General features: G+C 64.5%; 25 protein-coding genes. 5 read left to right on the top strand and 20 right to left on the bottom strand.

The annotated features are described in order from the left end of the window. The 4 genes from CAL28_RS26810 (at position 1) to CAL28_RS26795 (ending at position 3,724) form a co-directional block, all read left to right on the top strand. Positions 1-489 (top strand): cytochrome P460 family protein, encoded by a 489-nt coding sequence (locus tag CAL28_RS26810; protein ID WP_066126569.1) that lies wholly within the window; start codon positions 1-3, stop codon positions 487-489. Then, the gene (locus CAL28_RS26805) at positions 486-1,502 is read left to right on the top strand and encodes a zinc-dependent alcohol dehydrogenase family protein (protein WP_066126567.1); all 1,017 of its coding nucleotides are present in this window, start codon (positions 486-488) and stop codon (positions 1,500-1,502) included. The genes CAL28_RS26810 and CAL28_RS26805 overlap by 4 nt, the downstream gene beginning before the upstream one ends. Then, positions 1,502-2,917 (top strand): DHA2 family efflux MFS transporter permease subunit, encoded by a 1,416-nt coding sequence (locus CAL28_RS26800; RefSeq protein WP_066126564.1) that lies wholly within the window; start codon positions 1,502-1,504, stop codon positions 2,915-2,917. The genes CAL28_RS26805 and CAL28_RS26800 overlap by 1 nt, the downstream gene beginning before the upstream one ends. A gap of 55 nt (positions 2,918-2,972) precedes the next feature. Beyond that, positions 2,973-3,724 (top strand): IS5 family transposase gene (locus CAL28_RS26795; protein ID WP_231885967.1). Its coding sequence is split into 2 segments (ribosomal slippage): positions 2,973-3,297 and positions 3,297-3,724, totalling 753 coding nucleotides; the frame shifts between segments, so codons are not numbered across the junction. Here the strand turns inward: CAL28_RS26795 and CAL28_RS26790 are convergent. The 5 genes from CAL28_RS26790 to CAL28_RS26770 all read right to left on the bottom strand — a co-directional run bounded on the left by CAL28_RS26790 (position 3,706) and on the right by CAL28_RS26770 (position 10,253). Then, positions 3,706-4,713, bottom strand: a complete 1,008-nt coding sequence (locus tag CAL28_RS26790) for an aldehyde dehydrogenase family protein (protein WP_066126561.1) — start codon at positions 4,711-4,713, stop codon at positions 3,706-3,708. The genes CAL28_RS26795 and CAL28_RS26790 overlap by 19 nt on opposite strands. Positions 4,714-4,923: 210 nt before the next feature. Beyond that, positions 4,924-5,862, bottom strand: coding sequence for a LysR family transcriptional regulator (locus CAL28_RS26785; RefSeq protein WP_066126560.1), 939 nt, complete (start codon positions 5,860-5,862; stop codon positions 4,924-4,926). A 76-nt stretch (positions 5,863-5,938) separates the two neighbouring features. Then, positions 5,939-6,940: a Bug family tripartite tricarboxylate transporter substrate binding protein gene (locus CAL28_RS26780; protein ID WP_066126558.1), complete on the bottom strand. Its 1,002-nt coding sequence runs from the start codon at positions 6,938-6,940 to the stop codon at positions 5,939-5,941. Positions 6,941-6,978: 38 nt separating this feature from the next. Further along, on the bottom strand, positions 6,979-8,589 hold the full coding sequence (locus CAL28_RS26775) for a sulfatase family protein (RefSeq protein ID WP_066126556.1): 1,611 nt from the start codon (positions 8,587-8,589) through the stop codon (positions 6,979-6,981). A gap of 734 nt (positions 8,590-9,323) precedes the next feature. Further along, complete coding sequence (locus tag CAL28_RS26770) at positions 9,324-10,253, bottom strand: LysR family transcriptional regulator (protein ID WP_066126554.1); 930 nt, start codon at positions 10,251-10,253, stop codon at positions 9,324-9,326. Positions 10,254-10,351: 98 nt separating this feature from the next. On the opposite strand from CAL28_RS26770, the gene CAL28_RS26765 reads away from it, so the two are divergent. Further along, the gene (locus tag CAL28_RS26765) at positions 10,352-11,338 is read left to right on the top strand and encodes a 2Fe-2S iron-sulfur cluster-binding protein (protein WP_066126552.1); all 987 of its coding nucleotides are present in this window, start codon (positions 10,352-10,354) and stop codon (positions 11,336-11,338) included. A gap of 14 nt (positions 11,339-11,352) precedes the next feature. Here the strand turns inward: CAL28_RS26765 and maiA are convergent, their stop codons facing one another. From maiA to parA, 15 genes are all read right to left on the bottom strand, one after another. After that, the gene (maiA, locus tag CAL28_RS26760) at positions 11,353-11,991 is read right to left on the bottom strand and encodes a maleylacetoacetate isomerase (RefSeq protein WP_066126550.1); all 639 of its coding nucleotides are present in this window, start codon (positions 11,989-11,991) and stop codon (positions 11,353-11,355) included. 13 nt (positions 11,992-12,004) lie between these two features. Then, positions 12,005-12,754: a Bug family tripartite tricarboxylate transporter substrate binding protein gene (locus CAL28_RS26755; protein ID WP_231885968.1), complete on the bottom strand. Its 750-nt coding sequence runs from the start codon at positions 12,752-12,754 to the stop codon at positions 12,005-12,007. A 319-nt stretch (positions 12,755-13,073) separates the two neighbouring features. Continuing rightward, the gene (locus CAL28_RS26750) at positions 13,074-14,198 is read right to left on the bottom strand and encodes a cupin domain-containing protein (RefSeq protein WP_066126620.1); all 1,125 of its coding nucleotides are present in this window, start codon (positions 14,196-14,198) and stop codon (positions 13,074-13,076) included. Between the two features lie 28 nt (positions 14,199-14,226). Further along, a complete protein-coding gene (locus CAL28_RS26745; RefSeq protein ID WP_066126548.1) occupies positions 14,227-14,931 on the bottom strand; it encodes a fumarylacetoacetate hydrolase family protein in 705 nt (234 codons plus the stop codon). Positions 14,932-14,942: 11 nt separating this feature from the next. After that, positions 14,943-16,331 carry an MFS transporter gene (locus CAL28_RS26740; RefSeq protein WP_066126546.1) on the bottom strand — a complete coding sequence of 463 codons (1,389 nt, stop codon included), beginning with the start codon at positions 16,329-16,331 and terminating at the stop codon, positions 14,943-14,945. 42 nt (positions 16,332-16,373) lie between these two features. Further along, on the bottom strand, positions 16,374-17,627 hold the full coding sequence (locus tag CAL28_RS26735; protein WP_066126542.1) for an NAD(P)/FAD-dependent oxidoreductase: 1,254 nt from the start codon (positions 17,625-17,627) through the stop codon (positions 16,374-16,376). A gap of 30 nt (positions 17,628-17,657) precedes the next feature. After that, a complete protein-coding gene (locus CAL28_RS26730) occupies positions 17,658-17,981 on the bottom strand; it encodes a non-heme iron oxygenase ferredoxin subunit (RefSeq protein WP_066126540.1) in 324 nt (107 codons plus the stop codon). A gap of 10 nt (positions 17,982-17,991) precedes the next feature. Next, the gene (locus CAL28_RS26725) at positions 17,992-18,465 is read right to left on the bottom strand and encodes an aromatic-ring-hydroxylating dioxygenase subunit beta (RefSeq protein ID WP_066126538.1); all 474 of its coding nucleotides are present in this window, start codon (positions 18,463-18,465) and stop codon (positions 17,992-17,994) included. A 2-nt stretch (positions 18,466-18,467) separates the two neighbouring features. Further along, complete coding sequence (locus CAL28_RS26720; protein WP_066126536.1) at positions 18,468-19,730, bottom strand: aromatic ring-hydroxylating dioxygenase subunit alpha; 1,263 nt, start codon at positions 19,728-19,730, stop codon at positions 18,468-18,470. Between the two features lie 396 nt (positions 19,731-20,126). Next, positions 20,127-22,109, bottom strand: coding sequence for a relaxase/mobilization nuclease domain-containing protein (locus tag CAL28_RS26715; protein WP_066126534.1), 1,983 nt, complete (start codon positions 22,107-22,109; stop codon positions 20,127-20,129). A gap of 116 nt (positions 22,110-22,225) precedes the next feature. After that, a complete protein-coding gene (locus CAL28_RS26710) occupies positions 22,226-22,561 on the bottom strand; it encodes a hypothetical protein (RefSeq protein WP_231885966.1) in 336 nt (111 codons plus the stop codon). Beyond that, positions 22,558-23,145: a S26 family signal peptidase gene (locus CAL28_RS26705; RefSeq protein WP_066126530.1), complete on the bottom strand. Its 588-nt coding sequence runs from the start codon at positions 23,143-23,145 to the stop codon at positions 22,558-22,560. The genes CAL28_RS26710 and CAL28_RS26705 overlap by 4 nt, the downstream gene beginning before the upstream one ends. Continuing rightward, entirely contained in the window at positions 23,142-23,675 is a 534-nt protein-coding gene (locus CAL28_RS26700) for a DUF2840 domain-containing protein (RefSeq protein ID WP_066126528.1), read from the bottom strand. The genes CAL28_RS26705 and CAL28_RS26700 overlap by 4 nt, the downstream gene beginning before the upstream one ends. Continuing rightward, entirely contained in the window at positions 23,672-23,956 is a 285-nt protein-coding gene (locus CAL28_RS26695; protein ID WP_066126618.1) for a chromosome partitioning protein ParB, read from the bottom strand. The genes CAL28_RS26700 and CAL28_RS26695 overlap by 4 nt, the downstream gene beginning before the upstream one ends. Beyond that, on the bottom strand, positions 23,953-24,591 hold the full coding sequence (gene parA / locus CAL28_RS26690; RefSeq protein ID WP_066126527.1) for a ParA family partition ATPase: 639 nt from the start codon (positions 24,589-24,591) through the stop codon (positions 23,953-23,955). Before parA ends, CAL28_RS26695 begins: the two co-directional genes overlap by 4 nt. Positions 24,592-24,716: the final 125 nt, after the last annotated feature.

The raw sequence follows: 24,716 nt of genomic DNA, 5'->3' as shown, positions 1-24,716 counted from the left end.
ATGGCATCCCCCATCCAACGCCGGCTCGGATGGGCGGGTGGCCTGACAGGGGGCGCCGCCTTGGGAATGGCGGTGTGGGCCAGCGAGATATCCAGTCCCGTGCAGTTCCCCGAGAACTACAAGCAAGGCGTCCACTACGCCACCGTGGAGCGCGGCAACGTGCGCGAGGAAATCTATACCAGCCGCGAAGCCATCGAGGCTGCCAGCAAGAACCAGCCGTTGCCCGATGGGACGGTGATTTTCATGGAGGACTACCGCGACGGCAAGCTGCTGCGCTACATCGCCATGGAAAAGCGGGCTGGCTATGGTGATGCGCAGCCAGAGGACGTGCGCACCGGGGACTGGGCCTTCCAGTCCTTCGGGCCGGATCGCCGCATCAACCGCAGCGAAAACCTGGCCCGCTGCATGGCCTGCCACAAGCCGCAGGCCCGCAATGACTTCGTCTTTACCTATGCCCGCATGCAAACGTTGGGGAGCAAACAACCATGAAAGCCACCATGCTGTACGGGCCGCGCGACATCCGCTTCGAGGAGCGGCCCGACCCGGCCATTCTCAAACCGACCGACGCCATCGTGCGCATTGCCGCCACCTGCGTGTGCGGCTCCGATCTGTGGCCCTACCGGGGCATTCAGTCCACGCCCGATCCCATGCCGATGGGCCATGAGTATTGCGGCGTGGTCGAGGATGTGGGCAGCGCCGTGCGCAGCGTCAAGCCCGGCCAGTTCGTCATCGGCTCTTTTTTCGCCTCCGACAACGCATGCCCGGTCTGCAACCATGGCTACCAGTCGTCCTGCCAGCAGGCCGAATTCGTCGGTGGCGCCCAGGCGCCGCTCCTGCGCGTGCCGCTGGCCGATGGCACGCTGGTCGCCACCCCGTCGATGCCCTCGCAGGCCATGCTGCCTGACTTGCTGGCTCTGTCCGATGTGATGGGCACGGGTTGGTTCGGCGCGGCAGCGGCTCAGGTTCAGCCCGGCTCCACGGTGGCCGTGGTGGGCGATGGGGCGGTGGGCCTGCTGGCGGTGCTGTCCGCCAGGCAAATGGGAGCCGAGCGCATCATCGCCATGAGCCGGCACGCAGCGCGCCAGCAACTGGCACGCAGCTTTGGCGCCACCGACATCGTGGAAGAGCGCGGCGACGAAGGTGTTGCACGCATCCAGGACATGACCGAAGGGCTGGGCGTGGACTGCACCATCGAATGCGTGGGCACGCAAGAGTCCCTGTGGCAGGCCATCCATGCCACGCGCGTGGGCGGCCATGTGGGCTACGTGGGCGTGCCCCACGGCGTAGAACTCAAGGGCGAGGAACTGTTCTTCGAGCACGTGCATCTGCACGGTGGCCCGGCGCCGGTGCGCCAGTACCTGCCGAACCTGATCGGGCTGACGCTGGATGGCAAGATCCGTCCCGGCCAGGTGTTCGATCTGACCTTGCCGCTGGCGCAGGTGGCCGAGGGCTACCAGGCCATGGATGAGCGCCGCGCCATCAAGACGCTGCTGATGCCGTAATGTCGCTAAAGCCGAGCGGTGGGTTCACGCATGCAGCGGATGCCTTGGCGTCAACGGAACGGCGCCGCGCACAGGCGACACTGACTGCGGCACTCCTGGGGTTCTTCGTCATCACCCTGGATGCGGTGGTGGTCAACGTCGCCCTGCCAACGTTGGCCCACGATCTTGGCGCCAGCGTGGACGGGCTCCAATGGGTCGTTGATGGCTACACGCTGATGTTCGGCGCGCTGCTGCTTTCGGCCGGCGCGCTGGCTGACCGCATCGGCGCACGCCGAGCCTTCGGCATCGGTCTGGCGGTGTTCGTCGTGGCCTCTATGGCCTGTGGATGGGCGCCGACTCTGGCGGTATTGGTCGCGGCACGCCTGGCACAAGGCGTCGGCGCAGCGGCGATGATGCCGGCCTCCATGGCGCTGATCCGCCAGGCGTATCCAGACCCGGTTCGGCGCGGTCATGCGGTAGCCCTGTGGGCCATGGGCGGCTCCGTGGCGGCCACATCCGGCCCGGTGATCGGTGGCTGGCTGGTTTCGCTGGACTGGCGCTGGATCTTCTTCATCAATCTTCCCGTCGGCCTGCTGACCCTGATATTCCTGGCGCGCACACCAGCGTCACCGCGGCGTCCCGCGCCCTTTGATGCGGCGGGACAGATGACGGCTGTACTCGCCATGGGGGCGTTGATCTACGGGGCCATCGAGGCGGGTGCGCAGGGGCTGGGTGCAACGCCGGTGTGGCTCGCCTTCGCGCTGGCATTGTTGGCGCTGGGTGCCTTCGTGTGGTCGCAACGCCGTGGGGCGCACCCCATGGTGCCCTCGGGCCTGTTGGCGCCACGCAATGCCCGGATTTCCATGGCGGTGGGCTTCACGTTCATGGTCGGCTACTTCGGTCTGCCGTTCGTGATGAGCCTGTACTTGCAACAGCAGCGCGGCCTGTCGGCGCCTGCGACGGGGATCGCCTTCCTGCCGATGATGTTGATTGGGCTCGTGCTGACGCCGTTCAGTGCGCGGCTGGTGCGCCGCTTTGGCGCGCGAACCATGATCGTGAGCGGACTGATGAGCATGGCCGTCGGGCTGGCGGCCGTGGCAGCACTGCCGGCGTCGGCGCCGGTCGCCTGGATCGCCGCGCTGATGGTGCTGGTGGGCCTGGCCGGCCCGTTTGTTGCGCCGCCGGTGACGGCGGTGTTGCTGTCCAGCGTACCGGCGGCGCTGGCGGGCACGGCCAGCGGCGTGTTCAACACCAGCCGCCAAGTGGGCGGTGCGCTGGCGGTGGCGGTGTTCGGCGCACTGCTGACGCAGGCGTCCAGTTTCATGGCGGGGATGCGCACCAGCTTGTTCGTGGCGGCTGGCATCGCCCTGATCACCGCGGCCGTGGGAACGCGCCTTCAGTCATCCGGTTCATCCGAGACGCCCGAGAGCACCTAGGGTGTGTTAACAATCGTTTGCTATGATTTGAGGAGCAAAACTACAAATCTGTGCAATGGCGAGAGAGCTTCTAAGTGACGCCAAATGGGCAAGGATCGAGGCGATGTTGCCCGGCAAAGCCAGCGACAGCGGAGTCACCGCAGCAGACAATCGGCGATTTATAGAAGCCGTTCTGTGGATCGCCCGAACAGGCTCACCCTGGCGTGATCTGCCCACAGAGTTGGGCAACTGGCACAGCACATACACGCGCTTTAATCGTTGGTGCAAACGCGGCAGATGGCTGGGCATCATGAGCGTGCTGGGGGTGGACCAGGATTTGGAAGCCCTCATGATTGACAGCACCATCGTCAGAGCCCACCAACATGCAGCGGGAGCCCAAAAAAAGCAGGCGATCAAGCCCTTGGACGCTCCAGAGGCGGGCTGAGTACCAAAATCCATGCGGCAGTCGATGCGCTGGGCAACCCGCTGCGCTGTTTGCTCAGTGGTGGACAGGTAAGCGATGTGACGCATGCGCAGGCATTGATAGAAGGGTTTGAAGCCGATGCCGTGCTGGCAGACAAAGGCTATGACGCCAATCATGTGCTGGAGTACCTTGCGCAGCGCGATATTGAGGCGGTTATACCGCCCAAAGCCAATCGCGTGGAGCAAAGAGAGTATGACCGTCATGTGTATAAGGATCGCAATTTGGTGGAACGGTTCTTCGGTCGTCTCAAGCAGTTTCGCCGCATCGCCACGCGATACGAAAAACTGGCGCGTAACTTCTTTGGCATGCTCAGTCTCGCTTGTGCCTATATCTGGTTGGCTTGATTGTTAACACACCCTAGGCGGATCGTGTTGGCCCGCTCGGTGATACGCCGGACCATCTCGTCCGCGATGCTGCGCTGGACGATCAGCCGGGAGCCCGCCATGCATGTCTGCCCCGTGGCAGCGAAAATGCCGGCGATCACCCCGTTGACGGCCGACGGAATGTCGGCGTCATCAAACACCACCTGAGGCGACTTGCCACCCAACTCCAGCACGACGCCATTGAGCTGGGTCGCCGCAGCCTGCGCCACGGCGCGGCCAGTAGCGGTGGAGCCGGTGAAGACCACCTTGTTCACACCTGGGTGGCCCGCCAGATGCGCGCCGATGTGGGGGTTCATGCTAGTTACCACATTGAACACGCCGGGCGGAAATCCTGCTTCCGCTACCAGCCGAGCAAAAGCCAGCGTGGAGGCAGGTGCATGTTCCGAGGGCTTGATCACGAAGGTGCAGCCCGCGGCCAGTGCCGGTGCCAGCTTGAATACCATCAGCATCAATGGGGCATTCCACGGCGTGATGGCGGCGACCACGCCCACGGGCTTGCGCTGGGTGTAGACCAGAAAGTTATTCTTGTCGGTCGGGATCGTGCGCCCTTCAATCTTGTCTGCCAAGCCCGAGTAATAGTTAAACCACTCCGGCAGGTAACGCAGCTGGAAGATCATCTCGCGGTACAGCTTGCCGGAGTCCCGTACCTCCATGCGTGCTAGCCAATCGGCGTTCTGCTCGACCAGTTCGCCCAGGCGGCGCATGAGCTTCGCACGCTGGAAGCCGCTCATCCTGCCCCAAGGCCCGTTCAGGGCCCTGCGCGCGGCCGCCACGGCCTGGTCGATATCCTCGGTGTCGGCATCGGGCACGTTGGCCCAAAGCTCGCCGGTGTAGGGATTCACGGTGCCGAATGTCTTGCCGGAGCGTGACGACACGTACTTGCCGTCGATGAACAGGTCGAATGTCTCCAGATTTGTGGTTGGCGCGTCGGCCAGGGCTTCTTGATTCATATACTGCCTCCAGGTGAAAATTGCTTCGGACCCTCGTTCGAAGCACGGGATTTGGAATGGAGGCAGTCTAGAAAATTGCGGTCAAAAGCTGTACTGAAACGTTTTCCTGCGCGTATAACCGGAAGTGATAGGGCCCCGCGTCATTACCCATTCAAGGCTAGGCAATTCATCGGATGAGGGCGTCCGCGTCCCACTGCCAATGATGGAAGATCAAACGGTCGTGGTGGCAATTCGACGGCTGACAAGGCGCAGTTGCTCGATGAATGCGCGCGCGGCGGGCGTGGGTAAGCGCTTGCCAAGCCACACTACGCTGATCGGCGGTAGTGTGAGATCAAGAGCAAAGGGCAGCAACTGCGTCAAGCCCAACTTTACGTCGTCCTGGAACACCTCGACCGGCATCGGGCAAACGATATCTGAATTGAACATCAGCGAACGCATGACCAAGTAGGACGTGGATTCCACCGGAGTCTTTGGTGTCCCCACCAGTGCGCGACGAAACATGTCTTCGAGCGCCGGTCTCGTCCGCACACCGGTCGGAGGCAGTATCCAAGGATAGGCCAGCACGTCGCTCCATCCGGGATGGGAGAGAGTAGTCAATGGATGTCCTGTCCTCACACCCAACCGGAAGACCGATTCGTACAAGGCCTCGGTGCGCAGTTCCTTGTCCTGTCCCGCGTAGAAGCGCCCTACCAGAAGGTCAATGCCGCCGGCCTTGAGATCTCTGAACATGGCGTCGGAGTTACCTTCGAGCACGGTGGTCGTGATGCGGGGCGCAGCCTGTAAGAGCTGCGATAACGCCAGCGGAACCAGATGCGGCGTCGAGACCGGAAGCGTGCCAATAGTAATGTGCCCGGCGGCGCCACTGTGCCATAGTCCCAGCTCTTCTTCAGCATCCTGTAGCTCCGCCAACACCAGGCGCGCGCGACGACACAGTATTTCCCCTTGCGGGGTCAAGACACTGCCCATTCCGCTGCGCTGCACCAAAACCTCACCCGAACCTTGTTCGAGTTGCTGCAGTGCCTTGGTGGCCGCCGGCTGCGTCACGTGGATCGCTTCGGCCGCGCGTTGCAGTGAACCTGTATCAGACAGAGCCACCAAGAGTCGAAGCTGGCTGAGGCGGATGCGGTGGTGAAGCGGTGACGTACTCATGATCAGAAAGATCCTCTAACGACCATCAGATCATGCCCGAAAGGCGCGTCCTGTACGCCTGGACGCGTTAGCGGAGTTACTCCGGTTGCAGCCCCAGGCTCTGGATCAGCCTGGCCATTTTTTCGTCGTCGCGGCGCAGTTTCAGGGCCAGCGCCGCTGAGCTGGTATCCGGCACAGCCCCCATGCCTACAGACTTCATGCCTTTGACGACCTCCGGCTCGGAGAGCACCGCGGCGATGTCGCGGTTCAGGCGCTGTGCCACGGCAGGCGGTGTACCGGGAGGGGCGAAAACAGCGAACCAGAACTCGCTTTCGTACCCTGGGGCCACCTCCGCGATCGCCGGTATGGACGGAAAGTCCGTCAACCGCTTGGCGCCCGACACACCGAGTGCAACCAGTGCACCGCTCTTGATGTGCGGCTCTGCCGTGCTCATCACGATGAACATCAGGTCGGCATGCCCAGCCAGCACGTCGTTGAAGGCCTGCGGCCCCCCTTTATAGGGGACATGATTCTGCTTGAGTCCGAGTTGCTGCTCAAGCAGGGCCATGTTCAGATGGTGGGGTGACCCGAGGCCCGCCGAAGCGTAGGCGATCTTTCCCGGTTGGGCGCGCGCCTTGGCCACGTATTCCGCCATCGTGGCGACCTTCAGCGAGGGGTGCGCGACCAGCACCATCGGCGATGCTCCCAGCTCGATGATCGGAACCAGATCCTTGAAGGTCTGTGCGGCCGCACCCTTAAGCAAGCGCGGCGAAACCGTCAGGTACGAGTCCGCGACGATGACGAGCGTGTGGCCATCGGCTGGCCCCTTGGCGGCCTGTGCGACCCCCAGGGTGCCTCCCACCCCCGGCCGGTTGTCAACGACGACAGACTGGCCGAGCCGAGGACCGAGTCTCTGCGCGATCAGCCGTGCCACGGCATCCATTGCCCCACCGGGGACCGTAGGGGCAATCAGCGTAATGGCCTTGCTCGGAAATTCGGCCGCGGCTGCGGTGGCGGAAAAAAGCGACAGCGCCGCAGTGGTGATGGCCGTGGCGGCTGCGTAAAGCAGGCCGCGGCGACTGAGGTGCGTTCCGTACATGTCTTTGTTTCCTGAGGTCAATAGAGTGAGGATCGCCGTCAAGCGCGTCCCATCGGAAAAGGAGATCGATCGTCGGCCAGCATGAGTTCGCGCGCCAGTGTCTCGAACAGGGCGGCGCGCGCACTGGCATGCGCCGGATCGTCGATCAGGTTGACGCTCTCATCCGGATCCTTACGCAGGTCGTACAGCTCGCTCCAGTAGGGTTGGTCGTAGGTCGTGAGCCGATGGGTATCGGTGATGACTGTGCGTGCACGAACGGGTACCTTGAGGCCGAACGTCGGTGCATGGCCATCCTCCTCCACCAACACGGCGTCCCGGCCTGCCTTGCCGTGTTCTGAGAGCACCGGCAGCAGATCTCGCCCTTGCATTCCGTAGAAGGGGGCCAAGCCGGCCCTGGCCAGGATCGTAGCGGGTATATCGATGGTTGAGGCCAGCGCCAGCGTCGAATCGACTTTGGCTTGCGAAGATATCGTGCCTGGATCAGACCAGATGAAGGGCACGCGTACCAGACTCTGGTAGTGCAGCGCCGCTTTCAGTAGCAGACCGTGGTCACCCATGAAATCTCCGTGGTCGCTGGTGAAGATCACAATCGTGTTGTCGTCAAGCCCCAGGTTCTTCAGCTGCGCGAAGATACGGCCCACGACGTCATCGATCATTGTGATCATCCCGTAGGTCAACGCCAGCGCAACCTTTGCCTCACGTTCATGGGCTGCGAAGCTCACTGTCGAATGGATGCGCCCCACTCTTTCTGCACGTTCGCGATGCAATGTCGCCACGGGTGCAAAGGAGTCGTCGCCAGCTTGATAGAAGGAGCGCGGCAGAACCATTTGCGCCGGGTCATACATATCCCAGTACTTGCCGGGGGGCGTGAAGGGATGGTGCGGGTCGGCGAAGGAACAATGCAAGAAGAAGGGTTGCTCGCGTCGCGCTGCGTCGTCCAGGAACGCCAAGGTCCTGTCGCCTACCCAAGCCGAGGGGTACTGGTGCTCCGGCACCCGCGTGCGGTAAGCCTGTGGTGCCGGATACCGATCATCGGGAATCGCGTTCCCAGGCCCACGGAGGCGGTCAATGTCGCCAGCCACCTCGCCCAGCCAGCGCGCATAGTCGCCTTCGACCATGTCGCCATGCATCGTGCATAGATCGACGTGATCGAAGCCGTAGTAGGGGGTCTGCACGCGGTGTGTCGGGTCGGTGCGCCAGCGACGAACCATCTCCTGTTCGTAGCCGCCTTCGCTCCAGCGCGAGGTAATGGCATCCGCATGCGCGTCCTGGGGGGCCTGCATGCCATCGGGCACCGGATCACGTGGTGCTTCAGCCGGCATGTCGGTCATGTTCTGAAGATGGCATTTGCCGACCAGACCGGTTCGATAGCCGTCGTCGCGCAGCAAATCCACGAAGGTGGTGGCATTGCGTGCCAGTGGAATGCCATTGCAGCGCGTTCCATGCACTGATGGCATGCGGCCAGTCATTAACGACGCTCGATTCGCCATGCACACGCCCGTTGCGACGTACATGCGTTCGAAGCGTGTTCCACGTCCTGCCAGTGCGTCGAGGTGGGGGGTGCGTACCTGTTGGTTGCCGTAGCAGCCGAGGTGGTCGGCGCGCTGCTGGTCGGTAGTGATCAGGAGGAAGTTGGGCTTATGGCGCATGGAGGCTTGTCCTGTGGTCTGCGTGAGTCGATACGCGCTCGTGTGTGTGCGCCGCAGTCTAGGGATGCCTGCTCTGTGTCGGTAGTGAAACTAATTCCCTTGGCCATAACCAACGGTGATATGCCCGCAACTAGATTCGGGCGGCTGTGCGTGACGATCTGACGGAAAAACCTCCTGGCCACAGGCGGGTGGCGCGATGCTGCGAGCCAACAAGTCACCGGTGCGCCGCGTTCGGAGCACTCGCAGATACGGATTCAATTGGAGCGCCCCAAACTTCGGTCTGCATGGGAATCGGCGCCTGCTGATGGCGTTGGTACCGCTGACAGGCTTGCTGCGACGGCATCGTTGGGCGCCACTCGCGCCCACGTGATCCCATCTGTGCACGACGCCTTCGGTGGTTGCAGAGGCTCCAAGATGGCTAGGCTTGGGTCCAAGGTGTCGAGCACCTTGAAAATCTCGAGTACGCATTCGTTCGGTTGGCTGATGTTCGCTGTCTACCGTCTCTTGATAGGAATGGCGTTGCATCAATACCTCATCCAACGTCGTACAGGTGGCCGTGTTGGATCCCGGGATGGTGGATCCAGCCGCGTGTCGTGCTACTGACGATGTTGGTTGTCGCGGTGATGGCAAGCATTGCCACGCACATCATGATCCCCGACTTCAGATCGTGGCCAAGCGACCGGACTCCCGCGCCCGCTGGGCATCCGGGAAACGGTGACATCAGCGCGCTCGTCTTACGCTGCGGCAGACTCGCGCGTGGTATCCGCCCCGAACAACTCGAACACCATGCCGCGCAGCCATTGGTTGACTGGCGTACGGTGCACCCTGGCATGCCAAAACACATTGATCGGCACATCGGGCAGCTTGACCGGATGCGTGCGTAGCGTCAAGCCAAACGGATCGGTAAGCGTCTGCGCCAGGCGCTCGGGCACGGTGGCGACCAGCGCAGAGCGCTGCAGGATATGGCCCACGCTCACGAAGTGCGGCACCGTCAACCGCACCACACGCTCGATGCCCGCTTTCTGGATCAGCTCGTCCACCTTGCCATGTCCTGTGCCAGCCGACACGATCACCAGATGCTCGGCGGTCTTGTAGTCAGCCAGCGTCAGGCGCGGACGGTCCAGAGCATGTCCGCGTCGGAACAGACACACATAGCGCTGACGAAACAGGCGCCGCTGGAAGAAGCCGGCCTTCAACTGTGGAAGCAGCCCGATAGCCAGATCCACCTTGCCGGCTTCCATGTCGTCGCGCAGGTTCACTGCGGTGTTCCGCACGGTGTTCAGTACCACGCCAGGCGCCTCGCGCCCCAGCCGCTCGATCAGCGCCGGCAGAAAGACAATCTCGCCGATGTCAGTCATGCCGATCGTGACGGTTCGCTTCAAACTGGCAGGTTCAAACTGCGTCCCCTGGTTCAAGCTGCTGTGGATCATACCCAGTGCATATCCCACAGGCTCGCCCAGTTGCTCTGCGAACGAAGTGGGCACCATGCCGCTGGGCGTGCGAACAAACAGCTCATCGCCGAAGATGCGGCGCATCTTGGCGAGCGCATTGCTGACCGCGGGCTGAGTTAGGCCCATGTTTTCGGCCACCTTGGATACACGCCGCTCCACCATGAGTTGCTGAAACAAGACCAAAAGGTTCAAGTCGATGTCCGACAGTTCCATTGCCGCACTCCATCACTATGAATGATATGAAGAATGAATGTTATTGTAAATGGTGATTATTTGGCACAATCTGCGACAGTGCCTTCAGGCCACCATTCATGGATATCCTCGTTCAGCCTCTCAATCATGTGATCAGAGTCACGCCAGGTGCAAACCTGCTCGAAGCGCTGCGCGCGGCGCAGGTGCCGATGTCGTATTCCTGTTTATCCGGACGCTGTGGAATCTGCCGGTGCCGTGTACTCGATGGTGAGGTGCTGGATGTTGGTCGTGAGCAACAACGGCCCGTAGACGGCATGGACAGTACCGTCCTGGCATGCCAGACCTATTTGACCGAGCCGTGCACGATCGAGGTACCCGCGCCCAACGAAGCGGTAGTGCACCGCGCGCGCATCGTTAAGGCCACAGTTGTCAACGTCGCGCCGATCGCTCAAGACATCATCCGGTTGTTGATTAAGCCTACCAAGCCAATGGCGTTCTCACCTGGACAGTATGCGCAGATCGCGTTCACGCCGACGCACACGCGACCGTATTCAATGGCCGGCATCTCCGACGACGAACTGCTGGAGTTCCACGTGCAGCACATCCCCAACGGCAGGGTCAGCAGCTATGTTGCTAACAGCCTCCGCGTTGGCGATGTCGTGAAAGTCAGTGGTCCTCTGGGTGCCGCCTACCTGCGGCACCAGCATGACGCCCCGACGCTGTGCGTGGCCGGTGGCACGGGACTGGCACCCATCCTATCGATAGTCCGCGGCGCCGTTGCGGCCAAGATGCTCAATCCGGTCCATCTGTATTTCGGCGTGCGGTCACCGCGCGAGCTATACGGCATGGATTGGCTCTCCGATCTACAGCGAGCGTATCCCGCGCTGAAGGTTCATGTGGTCGTCGCATCAGGCGCGAACTCGGCGACGCAGCGCCGGGGCCTGGTTACTCAGGCGATTGCCCAAGACCATACCAGCCTGCACGGATGGCGCGCTTACCTGCGTGGCTCACCACCGATGGTGGAAACCGCTATGGTGGTGATGCGCAGCAAAGGCATGGAAGCGGCGCACATCTATGCCGAGGCGTTCTACATGCAGGGAGACTGAGAGCTTTTTAGCCCTCAGCCAGCGTCCGGCTGCACCCCTGGGGACGCCTTGCGAAACGCCTCCATTTGCGCACAGGCTGCATCGACCGCCTGCACCAGCGGCCAGCGCCCGATGTCCATCTTGAAGCGGCGTGCACTCTCGACCTGCGGCACCAGGTAGACATCGGCCAGCGTGGGGCTGTTGCCGAAGCAGAAGTCACCCCGCCGCGTATCGGCCGCCAGCAGCGCCTCGATGGCGTCGAAGCCCGCGCTGATCCAGGTGCCGCACCAGTCGTTGACCACCGCCTCGTCCGCTCCGAAGCGATGGCGCAGCGCCTCCAGGATGCGCCGGTTGTTCACCGGGTGGATGTCGCAGCCCACGATGGCCGCGAGAGCACGCACGTGTGCTCGCTCGCCAGCATCGACGGGCAGCAGCGGTGGGTTCGGATGTCGCTCTTCGAGCCACTCGATGATGGCCGGCGACTGTGTCATGCGGTGGCCATCGGCTTCGAGCACGGGCACGAACTGCTGCGGGTTGATGGCCTTGAAGGCGTCGGCAAGATGCTCCTCGCGCCGCAGGTCGATTGCGACCTGCTCGTAGCGGAGGCCCTTCAGGTTCAGCGCGATGCGCAGGCGGTGCGAGGTGCCGCTGCGAAAGAAGGTGTAGAGCTTCATGGTCACAGGTCCATCAGTCCAGAGAGATCTTGGCGCGTTTGACGACGTCGCTGAACATGCGCGAATCGCGTTCCATGGCCTTGGTGAGTTCACTCGGCGGGCCGATGTAAGGCTCGAAGCCGAAGGTAGCCAAGCGATCCTTAACCTCGGCGGTCGCCAGCACCTTGCCGACGTCGGCGTTGAGCTTGTCGATTGTCGCCTTCGGCGTACCAGTGGGCGCGAACAGGCCGACCCAAGTCTTCACCTCGAATCCAGCCGGGCCGCCCGCCTCGCTGACCGTCGGGACATCGGCGTAACCCGGCAGCCGCCTGGGTGCGGCGAACGCCAGGAACTTGACCTTCTTCGCCTGGAACATCGGCCCGGCGGTCGCCGCCGTACCGAAGGCCCACTTGATGTCACCCGTAGCGACCGAGGTGTATACGTTGCCCATGTCCTTGAAAGGCACATGCGTCATCTTCGTGTCAGTTGCTGCTTCGAGCATCGTTGCGCCGACGTGGGCTACGCTGCCGATGCCCCAGGAGCCATAGGTGATGTCACCAGGCGCCGTCTTAGCCGCCTTGATCAAATCGCCTACATCCTTCCACGGCGAATTGGCGGCCACGACGACAAAGAAGTTCGTGAAATAGACAGGTGCGACCGGTTCGAAGTCCTTCACTGGATCATAGGGCAGTTGCTTGAACAGATGCGGCTGCAAAGCCATGTGGGTGTTATCCACCTGAAGCACCGTGTAGCCATCGGGCGCTGCGCGCTTGGCGTCACCGATCGCGATGAAGCCGTTGGCACCTGGCTTGTTGTCGATGACGAGCTGCTGCCCCCCAGTTGCGAGACAAGCGCTCGCCGAGGATGCGCATTACTGCGTCGGGGCCACTCCCCGGCGAGTACGGTGCTACCGAGCGCACCGGCTTGATCGGGTAGGTCTGAGCCACGGCGGCGGGCAGGTGCGCCGCAACTGCGAAGGCGAACGCGCACATCGCAAGCGCGCGGGCGATGGAACGTGAACAGATATAGTCAGGCATGGCGGTGGCTTTCTGGAACGGTGTGGATGGGATTAGAGGGGCGTGATTTGCATGCGCTCTGCACGCTCAACCAAGCACCTGGCTGCGGTGCGCGTGGAGCGCCTCGAAGATCGGCGCGTCGCTGAAGCGGAACAAGTCCAGCGCCGTGGCGTCCGACGCCCTTGCCGTGAACGGCTGCCACGACGGCACCACGAACAGATCACCTCGCGTCACCTCCCAGGTGTTTTCACCCACGGTGACAGTGCCACCGCCATCAAAAACCTGGAACACCGACGAGCCCACTTCGCGATGCGTCAGTGTCGAAGCGCCTGCGCGCACGCGGTGCATTTCGGTCCGCATTGTCGGCAGTACATCGCCGCCTGTTGAGGGGTTAGTGAAGCGCACGGCCGCGTGGCCGGGGCTCACCGTGCCGGCCTGGCCTTCGGCCTCCAGCGCGAGTTGATCGGCCAGCGCTCGATCGGTATCAACCCAGCGGTAGGCCAGTAGTGGCGTGGCGGGCAAGGCCGACTTGCTTGAGACCGGACGCAGGCCTGGATGGCCCCACAGCCGCTCGGAGTACGAACGCTCGGCCGTGGTGCGCTCAGCCGGCGTGATCTTCTCGCGACCCACCTCGAAAAACTGGCTTTCGGTGTAGTACGAGAACGGGATGTCCAAGCCATCGATCCAGGCCATGGGCGCGGTGGCTGCGTTGTGGTGGGCGTGCCAGTTCCAGCCGGCCTGCGGCAGGAAGTCGCCACGCGACATGCGCACCGCATCGCCATTGACGACCGTCCAGACGCCTTCCCCCTCCACCACAAAGCGAAAGGCGTGTTGCGTGTGGCGGTGCTCCGGTGCATCCTCGCCCGGCATCAGGTATTGGATCGCCGCCCACAGGGTGGGCGTGGCGAAGGGGCGGCCGCCGAGCGCCGGGTTGGCCAGCGCGATGGCTCGACGCTCGCCGCCACGGCCCACCGGCACGATCTCGCCGGCCTGCGCAGCCAGCGCCTTCAGGCGGTCCCAGCGCCACAGATGTGGGACGGCCTTGGACTTCGGGTGCTTCGGCATCAGGTCGCCGATCTCGGTCCACAGCGGCACCAGCAGCTCCTGCTCGAAGCCGCGGTACAGCTGCTCCAACGCGGGAGACGGGTCGGGTTGCCCGCGGCCAGCGACTGCGTGCAGCCGCACGGGGGAAGGTGTCAGATCGATGGTCATGGTGGGGTCTTCTTGTTTCAGTTCACGGTCATTCGGCGGCACCGACGTTCAGCACAATCCCGCCCACGCCTTCGATTTGGCCGTCGATGCGGTCGCCCGGCTGCAGCGGGCCGACGCCCTCGGGCGTTCCCGTGAAGATCAGGTCGCCGGGCAGCAGGTGGTAGAACTTGGACAGGTCGGCGATCAGTTCGGGGATATTCCAGATCAGCTTGGACAGGTCGGACTTCTGCCGCACTTTGCCGTTGACCGACATGGACAGGTCTCCCTGGCTCAATACCGTTTTCGGCATGGGCACAATCTCAGAGACGATGGACGACTGTTCCACGTCCTTGCCCAGGTCCCAGGGGCGGCCCTTCTCGCGAGCCACGAGTTGCAAGTCACGACGCGTCATGTCCAAACCGCAGGCGTAGCCGTAGATGAGGCTGGGCGCATCGGCTTCGCTGACGCGAAAGCCGGGCGCACCGATGGCCAGCACCAACTCCATCTCGTGGTGATAGTCCTTGGTGCCGGGCGGGTAGGCCACGGTGGCACCGGATTCGACGAGCGTGGACGGGGCCTTGGTGAAGTAGAACGGCACCTCGACCGACTTGTCGACCGGACGGCCCATCTCGACCGCATGCGCGTGATAGTTGCGCCCGACGAAGAACAGGCGCTGGATCGGCAGGCGCTCGCTGCGGCCACGCACGGGCAGTGAGTAGACAGGAGGCGGGGTCCAAAGGTATGTGGTGGTCATGGAGTTTTCCTTTAAGGTTTAGGGGGTGGGATGAGGGATCCGGCGTTGGCGGCGCGCGCGTTTCGGGCTGCGGCCTCACGGGCTGCATGCTGTACCGATGCGGACTTGCCGTGGTCGATCAGCAGCACGGCCAACATGCCGATGGCGCCGGGGATGGCGATGGCAAAGAAGTTCTGCTGCAGAGGCAGTTGTAGGCTGACCAACACACCGATGACGATGGGCGCCAGGATCGCGCCACCGCGGCCGATGCCCAGCGCAAAGCCCAGACCGGTGGAACGGATCGCCATCGGATAAAACTGCCCGGTGTAGGCGTTGGCTACGATCTGTGTGCCAATGGTTGAGGCCCCTGCAAGGGCGATCACGATGAACAACAGTTCCTGCGGCATGGCAAAACCCAGCAGGCTGACAGACACCGCAGCCAGCGCGTACATGGACGCCAATACGGTCTTGATGTGAAAGCGGTCAGCCAGCCAGCCGCCGCCCACCGCGCCGACGATCGCACCGACGTTGAGAACCAACACGAAAGTCAGCGCCGAGCCTAAGCTGTAGCCAGCACCGGCCATCAGCTTGGTCAGCCAGGAACTCAGCGCATAAACCATGAACAGGCACATGAAGAAGGCTATCCAGAACATCAGAGTGCTCCAGCTTCGGCCCTCGGCGAACAGTTGCCGCGTGGGCGCGCCCTGTGCCTTGTCGCGCGCCGGCACGGTGAGATGGTCAGAGTCCTGCGGCTGGTAGCCGGGCTCGATGCGTGCGGCGATGCGCTTGAGCTCCTCGTGCCGGCCCTTGGCCAGAAGGAAGGGCATGGACTCGGGCAGCGACTTCAGGATGAAGGGGATCAGCAGCATCGGCAGCGCGGCGGCGAAGAATACCGACTGCCAGCCGTAGCTCTCGATCAGCCCTTTGCCCAGAAGCGCCGCCAGAATGCCGCCGACGGCGTAGCCGCTGAACATCAGCGTGACCAGCGTGGCGCGCACCTTCTTAGGCGCGTACTCGGTCATATGGGCGACCACGTTGGGCATGACGCCGCCGATACCCAGGCCGGCCAGGAAGCGCGAGGCGGCGAACAGCAGCGGATCGCGCGTCAGGCCCGCCGCCGCCGTGAACAGGCTGAACAAGGTGATGCAGATGACGATGGACCAGCGCCGGCCGATGCGGTCGGCTACCGCGCCCAGGAAGACGGCGCCAAAGGCCATGCCAAACAGGGACGAGCTGACCATGAGGCCGGCTTGCGTCGGGTCCACGCCCAGGTCTTTCATGATGGAGGGCAGTGCGATGCCGACCACCGCCAGGTCATAGCCATCGAAAATGATGATCAGGGCGCACCAGAACAGCACGAGGCCGTGGAAGCGGTTGAAGCGGGCATCGTCCGCGAGTTGGTGAACGTCGATGTGACGCATGGCTTTGTCTCCTTGAATTTCTTGCAACGGGTGGCCGTGCCGTCAGAGCTTGGCCAACGGCGTGCCCAAGTCGGCCAGGCGGGCCGCATCGACGTTCTTGCGCTGCTCGATCAGCCGGCGCGCAAAGCGCAGATCGCGCGCGGCGTTGATGCCGATGGCGGCTTCGATCACGTCGCCCGCCAGATAGAGCAGCAGGCCGCTGCCCGCGCCTGGGTCGCCGCGGGTGACGACCTGGTGTCCGGGCCTGGGCAGGCCATAGATCTGCAGATTCATGCCGTACTGATCGGACCAGAACCAGGGCAGCGGCTGGTAATCGACCTTCATGCCGAGGGCTGAGCGCGCGGCGGCAATGCCTTGTTCCTGTGCGTTCTGCCACGACTCCAGCCGCAACGGGCGCCCGGCCCAGGGGTTGGGCGCGACGGCCACGTCGCCGGCGGCCAGGATGTCGGGATCGGAGGTCTGGCAGCGCGCATCGACGATGACGCCGCCGTCGCAGGCCAGCCCCGCGTCCCGCGCCAGCTCATCGTTCGGGACCAGGCCCACGCCCAGCACGATGGTGTCGCAGCGCAGTGCGCCGCCATCGGCCAGCAGGACTTGTGCGCGCCCATCGGCATTGGCCGCAAAGCCCGCAACCCTGGCCCCGAGCAGCACCTCGGTGCCCTGCGCGCGGTGCAGCGCCAGCAGGTGCGCGGACACCTCGGGTGGCACCGTGCGTTCGCACAGGCGTGTCTGTGTTTCGAGCACCACGACCGCGGCGCCTTTCTTGCGCGCCGTGGCCGCCACTTCCAGCCCGATCCAGCCACCGCCGACCACCGCCACGCTGCGCCCTGGGGCGAGCAGCGGCGCCAGCGCCAGCGCGTCGTCGATGGTGCGCAGCGTATGGATGGCGGCGGCATCGGCGCCAGGCAGCGGCAGGGTGCGCGCGCGCCCGCCGGTGCACAGGATCAGCTTGTCGTAGGCCAGCCGCTCGCCGCCGGCCAGCACGACATGCCGAGCAGCGCGGTCGATGCGGCGGACCGTGGCGCCGGGGCGCCAGTCGAGCGCCAGCGCCTCGAAGGCCTGCGGCGGCATCAGCCGGGTGCTGTCCGGCAAGGCCTCGCCGGCCAGCACGGCCTTGGACAGCGGCGGGCGCTCGTACGGCGCATGGGCCTCATCGCCGATCAGCACGATGCGGCCGGCAAAGCCTTCCTGGCGCAAGCCATGGGCGGCCCAGCCGCCGGCCTGGCCGGCGCCGACGATCACGATGGTGGCGATCGGGCATGCGGCAGCCGCGACCGCAGGTCGCTCAGCGTTCATGCGGGTCTCCTTGTGGGTGGTGGGCGGCGTTCAGTCGAGGGCCAGCCAGACGCGGCCGCCCTCGATTTTCACGGGGTAGCTGCGCACGGCCTCGGTCACGGGCGCACAGGTCGGCCGGCCGTTGCGCACGTCGAACTTGCCCTGGTGCAGCGGGCATTCGATTTCGTGCCCTTCCAGAAAGCCGTCGCACAGCCGCGCATGGCCGTGGGTGCAGAGGTTGTCGGTGGCGAATACCTCGCCCCCGACCTCGTACAGCGCGATATCGTGGCCCGCGACGGCCACGCCGATCACATCGCCCTCGGGCACCTCGTCCCGCGCGGCGGCATCCGTCCAATTCAGGTTGTCGGTCGTCATGGCAGTGCTTTCAGATCGGGTAGATGAGCGAATTGGGGATCATCTCGCTGTCGTAGACCACGAGGCGGCTGGCGAATTTGAGGCCCTCGGGCGTGCGCACCACTTCGTCGAGGTAGCGGCCCACATTGAACACCGTGGATTCCTTGGACAGTCGGGTGCGCAGCACCGCATAGTTGGCCTCGCTGTGGATGCGGCCGTCCGCATCCACCCGGTGCACGATGGGCGCGCCGACCACATGGCGCTGGTAGTAGGGATCGTGGAACAGCGTCTCGCGGATGCCGTAGACGCGGTCCTTGAGCATGCCCTTGCTATCGAAGGCCAGCGTGGCCAGCGGAAAGCCGCGTTCATGGTTTTCGCGCGGCTGCAGCTTGTAGACGCAGGCTTCGGTGAAGAACTCGGGCCAGGCTTCCCAGTCGGCGGCGTCGAGCGTGGCAGCATAGCGGGCATAGAGCTGGGTCAGCTCGAAATAGTGGGGGAACTGCATGATCAAGCCTCCATCACCGTGCGCCAATATTCATACATGCCCCGGATCAGCGTCTCGGTGACCATGTGGTCGGTGTCGCCCACCTCGCGCCCGCCCAGCTCGGCCAGCGTGCGGTGGCTGGGCTTGGTCTCGAAGCCTTCCTGCGACCATTCGATGACCTCGCCGTCGTCGGCCGAGACGAAGCCGGCCGGGCCGAACAGATTGGCTTGGCGCAGGCGGCGCTGTGTCATCTCCTCGTTGTCGTCCTCGAAGCCGAAATGCGTCCAGACGAAATCGAAGGCGCCATGCCCGTCGGGCTGGATATGGCGCGTGGAGACGCTGTTGACTTGCTGCTGGAAGATAACGCTCGGGAACACGGTCATCATCACCGCCGTCGGCTCGCCCCACCAGTCCTCGTGGACGATGTCCAGAAAGCGTGCGTCATGGAGCTGCATACTGTCCTTGAAGCTGGATACCTGCGTGACCTGCTCGGCCTTGCCGGAGGCGCCGCGCCTGGAGACCATGGCGGCGTGGCGATGGCGCGCGTCCATCAGCATCTGCGACTTGTTGTCGGCGCGCCAAAGCCCGAAGGTGACGAACCAGGTGTGCAGCAGGCCCGGGTGGTACGGATCCTTGATGTTCTCCTGCATCAGCTTCCAGTTGCCGGGGATGCGCTGGCGGTTGTAGCCCAGGATCCTGAGCTTGCGGCCGTTGAACAGGCGATCGAAGTAGCCGAGGATCACCGGACCGAGGAAGTCCTCCAGCGACTCCACGTCATGGTCGAAAGACGCGAAGACAACACCGCCTCGCGTGGCCACCTTGAGCTTGGTCAGACCGTGGTCGGCTGGATTGAAGTCTGCCGGCATGCCACCGTTGACCTTGCCATCCTGCTTCACGCCGCGGCGAAACGGCACGCCCTGCAAATCGCCAGACAGTGTGTAGTTCCACTGGTGGTAGGGGCAGGTCAGGCTTTCGCGGTTGCCATGCCTCTCGCGGCAGAAGGCCATGCCCCGATGCGCACAGACGTTCTCGACGACATGGATCGAACCGTCCTTGTCGCGCACCAGCAGCACCGAGCGCTCGCCGATGACCGTGCGCTTGAAGTCGCCGGGGTTGGGGATCTCGGCCTCCAGGCCAACGTAGTTCCAATGGTTGCGGTAGAAGAGCCGGTCCAGTTCCTTGCGATACAGGATCTCGTCGGTGTAGGCCTGAAACGGGATGCGGCTGGTGCCGTCGGTTTCCCAGCGGATCTGCTGTGGAAAGACGGTGACGGGGCATTCATGCATGGGCGTCTCCTTTGTTGTGCTGTGGGTGCACGGCGCGCTGGCGATGCCACGCCGCGTGCTTTTCTGGACGCGATGACGGGCCTTATGTCGGAGAAAAACCGTACCTCGCGTCTGGATACGGATCATTCGCTACCAGGCTATATCAGTCAATGGAATGTCTGTGATACACAACATCACCGACATGAATGTAGACACGGATGCTGCGCCCCTCGCGCAAAAGCTGGGGCGTACTGAATCGATCTTCAGCAAACCGCCCACGCTCTCATGGTTTCAACACGTCCGCCTGTTTGAATTAGGTGCGCCGCAGAAAAAACAAGAAAATCAAGTACCCCGAAAGTCCATTGAACGCCCGAAACGATCACCAATCTCAGATCCGTGATTTCGCCTGCGACCTGGTCATCTCCCTTGAGTTCGTCCGACCACCCAGTCTGCCCGCCCGCCGCGCAAGTTCGCAGCGATGTGCTGCCCCAGCCGGTTTTCGATTACTGGCTTCCAGGGCACCAAGCTGAACCCCATACCGTCATCGAGCATGGCAAAGCGCCCGCTGGCCAGCATCACACTGCGCCGATAGATGCCGGCCACGCGCTGGCCGTCGGCCACGGGACGATGTTCCATACCAGTGTCGGCGGAAATGTCCTTGCCGGCCTGCGCCAGTTCCCGATTACGTAGCGTGCCCAGCAGGTTCCGGGCGAGGATCACGCGCTGTCCACGCCGTTCGGCCAGCCCCTGTTCGGCCAGGAAGTCGGCGCGCTGTTGCATTGCCTGCTTGGCCTCGCCGCCAAAGCCTAGGTCGCCCAGCCCTGAGCCACCGCCGAGCAATTGCTGATCGAGCCAAGTGGCGCCGATCACGCGCGCCTGCCGCTCGATGGGCAGGTGCGATTTCAACTCCACGGCCACTCCGCCCATCCGCTGCGCGTCGTGCTGGCGACCGCGTTCGGTCAGGTCATCAGGCACTTTCCATAAGCCCTCGGCCGCGCGCTCCACGATGCCCGCCCGGCGCAGAACTTCCAGCCGCCGTACGTGCGCGGCAACAACTTCCTGCGGATCGCGGCCCCGCACGGCCTGACCCTGCGCGATGGCGAGGTGATGATCGGCGCGGTACAGGCCATCGCTCGCCAGCGCGGCGATGTTGCGGTCGGCCGCACGCACGTCCGCCGACCCTTTCACTTCAACTACGGCGCCCGTCGGATAGTTTGCCTGCTCGTCACGGGCGTTGAGCGCGACGTAGTGAGTCTTGCCGTCCACCCCGTCGATGACCAGATAGCCCCGGTCGCGCAACTCGTCGACGAGTCCCTTCGCGGCCACGCGGCCGACGATGGTACGGCCATCATCGCCCGGCTCGAAAACCGCCAGCTCGCGTGGCTCGCCGTTCATGGCCCGCTGCATGGTACGGATGATGTCGCCGCGCTCGCCCAAGGCGCGCAAGGTCTTTTCAGCGTCGGCGTGAACGGCCCAAGTGCCAGGCTGCATTTCATCGGCCAGGCCCATGCGCTGTAAGCATTGCAAGCGGCCCACCAGGAATTGCCGCTGGCGTTGCAACGGAGGTTCGTTGAAGCGTTCGATATGCACCCGACCATCGTCGCCGGCCTCGCGTTGTAGCGTGCGATCCAGACTCGTCCACCGCTCCTGCTCCACCTCACGTTGCAAGGTCTGCTCGATTTCCAGCTCGGTGCGCGGCCCAAGCCATTCGGTCGCCAGCTCGGCCGCGCGATGCCGAAACCCATCGGCGATGTAGTCGCCCGCGATGATGAGATCTTTGCCCGTGTCGTCGCGCCCGCGCACAACGAGGTGGGTGTGCGGGTTGTCGGTGTTCCAGTGATCGACGGCAACCCATTCCAGCTGCGTGCCCAAGTCGGCCTCCATACGGCCCATCAGGTGCCGGGTGTAGGTGCGCAGGTCTTCCAGCTCAGCCCCGTCCTCGGGCGAGAGGATGAAGCGGAAATGGTGCCGGTCATCGGCGCAGCGTTCCTTGAAGGCATCGAGATCGGCTTCGTCGGTCTGTGGCCCATAGGCCCGGCCTGGTTCGCCGTCGCGGCCCACACCGTCGCGCTCGATGTAACGCAGGTGCTTGGCGAGCGATTGCGGGCTGGCTTGGCGCTGGTTCACCAACAGCGTCTTGATGGTCACGCGCCGCGACGTGGGCGTGAGCTTCGCGCCCGCAAACCGCGCCGTCGTATGGCCGCGCCCCAAGCGCGAGCCGGGCCGCTGGCCGGTGGTTTTCCCGCCGCCAGCCGATGCCGAGCTGCGCACCGAAGACTTGCCGCTGCTGGCCTTGCCGGTCTGCTGGAGCACCTTGGTGATGAAGCTCTGGCCCCGGCTCTTCGGGGCCTTTGGAGGGGTCGGGCGGATGCGGAAATCGTCGTCGCGGCGGTCGGTCATGGCTGCGCTCCCTGCAAGCTCTGGCGTGTCCGGGCGTGCGAAGCACGCGGACATGCCCGCATCGGCGCGGGCTTCGCGCCCCATGCGGCACGGCGGCGAAGCCGCTGCGTGCCGCGCTACCCCCACGTGCAGACAGGCTTTCGACGCGGCCCGGTGCCGCGTCCTTTTGTCTTGCCTTCCGCCTTTGCCCCTCGCTGGCGCTCCGGGCAGCGGCGGCCCGGCGGCGCTGCTGCACGAGCAGCCAGCACGCCGGCGAACGCGCGAACCAGCGCGATGAAGGCCGCAGGCCGGGCGCGTTCTAGGCAAGACACCTGCACATGGGAAGGCAGCGCGAAGTGCGGTGCGAATGCACCCGCACTGCACGCGCGACGACACGGCGACGAACAGCAGAACGACACGCCCGATGGCACGACAAGATGCACGGCAACGTGCAGCGAATCGTCGGCGATCATGGGCGTGACTCCAGCCAGACCGGACGCGCAACGCCGATCACGGCGGCTGTGCTGACCGGCCCGAAATACCGGCTGTCGAACGACGCCGGGTTGATCGCGCTCAAGAGGAACAGTTCGCCAGGCCGGAGCTGGCGGCATTGTCGCCAGGAAGGCAGCGGACGGCCCAGCCGGTCGGCGGCCAGCACGCCGGCCACCGGCACGCCATCGATCCAGACCAGCGCATCGAAAACGCACACAGTTTGCGGTGCGATGGCGCCCACGCGCTTGAGCAGCGGCACGCGCGCCGGCAGGTAGCGGCGCTGCGCAGCCAGCGCGGCGGTGTCCGCCGGCAACGTGGTCACGACGATGCTGCCAACGGACAAAGGCCGGGGCAGCGAGTCGGTGCGCTGGTGGAGCGGTTCCACGCGATACCAGCCAATCGCCACGCTGTCGGACGGGTTGTAGATCAGGCGCGGTAGCGGATGCACGAAGGACGCCCAGGCCAACGCAGCGAGGCCGCAGGCGGACAGGCCCGCCAGTACGAGGTGAGCGCGCAGGCGTGAGCGCGGACACGGCGCGGTGCCGGCAGTAGAAACGGCGGTCATGACAGCGCCCTCCCGGTCAACCAGGCAGCGTGCCGCTCGGCGGTGTATTCGGGCAGAGGCAAGCGCGCCGCGAGCCGGTTCGCGAGCGTGCGCCAGTACGCGGACGAGGCAGTAGCGGGAGCAATACCCAGCGCCTCGATGGCGTCGATGCGCTCCAGCACGGCGCGCACCTGATTCTCGCCCTCGGCGTGCAGCAGCAGGCGCGCGCCCGGCTGCACGCCGGGGAGGCGCTGCGCCGTGTCCAGCGGCGGGCAAGTCTGCATCACCATGAGCTGCCAGCGGATCGTGCCGTAGTCGTTGGCCTGCCAACGGATGCGGCAGAGCACGGCGTTCGGCATGAACATGGCGAGACTGCGCCAACGGTCGAGCCGCAGCGTGCGCGCGGGTTCGCCAAAGCGCAGGTAGAGCTTGAAGCGCGGTTCGATGTAAGCCAGCGCCACGCGCGTCAGCGGCGCGCTGGCAGGCTGGCCGGAAAGTGCTGCGAGCGCAGTCGTGGCCGCGCCAGCGACAGGCGAAGCGGATGCAGTCATGGGGTGTTCTCCCTATGGTGTTCTGGAAACTCTCTGTCCAACAGGCCGCGCAGCAAGTCGACCACCGTCACGCCCTGCGTGAAGGCCGAAACCTTGATGCGCGCCCGCATCGCGGGCGTGATGTCGAGGGTCAGGCGAGCCGTGTAGGTGTCGCCCTTGTTGAGTGCATCGCCGTCGCCCTGGCGAATCCACGCCTCGGCGTGCGGATTCGTGGGTGGGCGCGCGCCGATGCCGACGCGCTTGGCCGCGCGTTTGCTGTTTGGCGGCAGCTTCGCTGTCATGCCGGCCACCGCAGCAGTTCGTCCACCAGCGCGGTGATTTCGCGCGCAGCGGCACTGTCCGGCGCCGTCTCGCGGGCGAGCCGGCCAGCGGCCACGCTGTCGGCAAACACGATGCGCTGGCGCACTTCCGCGCGCAGCGCAGGAAGCGGCTGGTCGGCGAGCGCCTGGCGCGCTTCGCGCCCGATCACGGTGGTGCTGACGCGCCGGTTGATGACGAAGGCCGCGCGCAGCGCAGGCCGGAAGACTTGCGCCTCGCGGATCAGCGCCACCATCTCGACGCTGGCCCACAGGTCGTAGGGGCTGGGCTGCACGGGGATCAGCACGCGCTCGGCCGCCAGCAGCGCGGAGCGCGCCAAGGCGGCGATGCGCGGCGGCCCGTCGATGACGACGTGATCGGCTCGGCGGGCGAGTTCTGGGGCCTCCTGATGCAGCGTTTCGCGTGCGAGGCCCACGGCGCTGAACAGCCGTGGCAAGCCTTGCTGGCTTCTGCGCTGTGTCCAGTCGAGCGATGAACCCTGCGGGTCGGCGTCCAGCAGAACGACGTGCTGGCCGCGCATCGCCAGCTCGCCGGCAATGTGCGTAGCGAGCGTGGTCTTGCCCACGCCGCCTTTCTGGTTGAGCAGAGCGACGATCATGGCCTGGCCCTCCTTGCTGGAAAGCCGGGCTGTTGCTGCTGCGCTTCGTGCCGCGTGGCGGTTATCCACCGTGGCGCGGCGCTTCTACTATCAGTTAGAGAATTTAAGTTAGGGAAGTTAGGAGA

Origin of the sequence: Bordetella genomosp. 11, assembly GCF_002261215.1 — a bacterium.
Taxonomy (GTDB): Bacteria; Pseudomonadota; Gammaproteobacteria; order Burkholderiales; family Burkholderiaceae_B; genus Bordetella_C.
Note: the sequence above shows the minus strand (reverse complement) of the source record. Positions and strands in the feature narration are given on the sequence as shown.

What these genes read in the sequence shown, in the direction of transcription:
- CAL28_RS26770 (WP_066126554.1), bottom strand. Translation starts at nt 10,253, where the DNA reads ATGGAACTGTCGGACATCGACTTGAACCTTTTGGTCTTGTTTCAGCAA.
- CAL28_RS26805 (WP_066126567.1), top strand. Translation starts at nt 486, where the DNA reads ATGAAAGCCACCATGCTGTACGGGCCGCGCGACATCCGCTTCGAGGAG.
- CAL28_RS26740 (WP_066126546.1), bottom strand. Translation starts at nt 16,331, where the DNA reads ATGCGTCACATCGACGTTCACCAACTCGCGGACGATGCCCGCTTCAAC.
- CAL28_RS26720 (WP_066126536.1), bottom strand. Translation starts at nt 19,730, where the DNA reads ATGCATGAATGCCCCGTCACCGTCTTTCCACAGCAGATCCGCTGGGAA.
- CAL28_RS26735 (WP_066126542.1), bottom strand. Translation starts at nt 17,627, where the DNA reads ATGAACGCTGAGCGACCTGCGGTCGCGGCTGCCGCATGCCCGATCGCC.
- CAL28_RS26750 (WP_066126620.1), bottom strand. Translation starts at nt 14,198, where the DNA reads ATGACCATCGATCTGACACCTTCCCCCGTGCGGCTGCACGCAGTCGCT.
- CAL28_RS26780 (WP_066126558.1), bottom strand. Translation starts at nt 6,940, where the DNA reads ATGTACGGAACGCACCTCAGTCGCCGCGGCCTGCTTTACGCAGCCGCC.
- CAL28_RS26810 (WP_066126569.1), top strand. Translation starts at nt 1, where the DNA reads ATGGCATCCCCCATCCAACGCCGGCTCGGATGGGCGGGTGGCCTGACA.
- CAL28_RS26710 (WP_231885966.1), bottom strand. Translation starts at nt 22,561, where the DNA reads ATGATCGCCGACGATTCGCTGCACGTTGCCGTGCATCTTGTCGTGCCA.
- maiA (WP_066126550.1), bottom strand. Translation starts at nt 11,991, where the DNA reads ATGAAGCTCTACACCTTCTTTCGCAGCGGCACCTCGCACCGCCTGCGC.
- CAL28_RS26790 (WP_066126561.1), bottom strand. Translation starts at nt 4,713, where the DNA reads ATGAATCAAGAAGCCCTGGCCGACGCGCCAACCACAAATCTGGAGACA.
- CAL28_RS26705 (WP_066126530.1), bottom strand. Translation starts at nt 23,145, where the DNA reads ATGACCGCCGTTTCTACTGCCGGCACCGCGCCGTGTCCGCGCTCACGC.
- parA (WP_066126527.1), bottom strand. Translation starts at nt 24,591, where the DNA reads ATGATCGTCGCTCTGCTCAACCAGAAAGGCGGCGTGGGCAAGACCACG.
- CAL28_RS26725 (WP_066126538.1), bottom strand. Translation starts at nt 18,465, where the DNA reads ATGCAGTTCCCCCACTATTTCGAGCTGACCCAGCTCTATGCCCGCTAT.
- CAL28_RS26715 (WP_066126534.1), bottom strand. Translation starts at nt 22,109, where the DNA reads ATGACCGACCGCCGCGACGACGATTTCCGCATCCGCCCGACCCCTCCA.
- CAL28_RS26775 (WP_066126556.1), bottom strand. Translation starts at nt 8,589, where the DNA reads ATGCGCCATAAGCCCAACTTCCTCCTGATCACTACCGACCAGCAGCGC.
- CAL28_RS26785 (WP_066126560.1), bottom strand. Translation starts at nt 5,862, where the DNA reads ATGAGTACGTCACCGCTTCACCACCGCATCCGCCTCAGCCAGCTTCGA.
- CAL28_RS26700 (WP_066126528.1), bottom strand. Translation starts at nt 23,675, where the DNA reads ATGACTGCATCCGCTTCGCCTGTCGCTGGCGCGGCCACGACTGCGCTC.
- CAL28_RS26800 (WP_066126564.1), top strand. Translation starts at nt 1,502, where the DNA reads ATGTCGCTAAAGCCGAGCGGTGGGTTCACGCATGCAGCGGATGCCTTG.
- CAL28_RS26730 (WP_066126540.1), bottom strand. Translation starts at nt 17,981, where the DNA reads ATGACGACCGACAACCTGAATTGGACGGATGCCGCCGCGCGGGACGAG.
- CAL28_RS26695 (WP_066126618.1), bottom strand. Translation starts at nt 23,956, where the DNA reads ATGACAGCGAAGCTGCCGCCAAACAGCAAACGCGCGGCCAAGCGCGTC.
- CAL28_RS26765 (WP_066126552.1), top strand. Translation starts at nt 10,352, where the DNA reads ATGGATATCCTCGTTCAGCCTCTCAATCATGTGATCAGAGTCACGCCA.
- CAL28_RS26745 (WP_066126548.1), bottom strand. Translation starts at nt 14,931, where the DNA reads ATGACCACCACATACCTTTGGACCCCGCCTCCTGTCTACTCACTGCCC.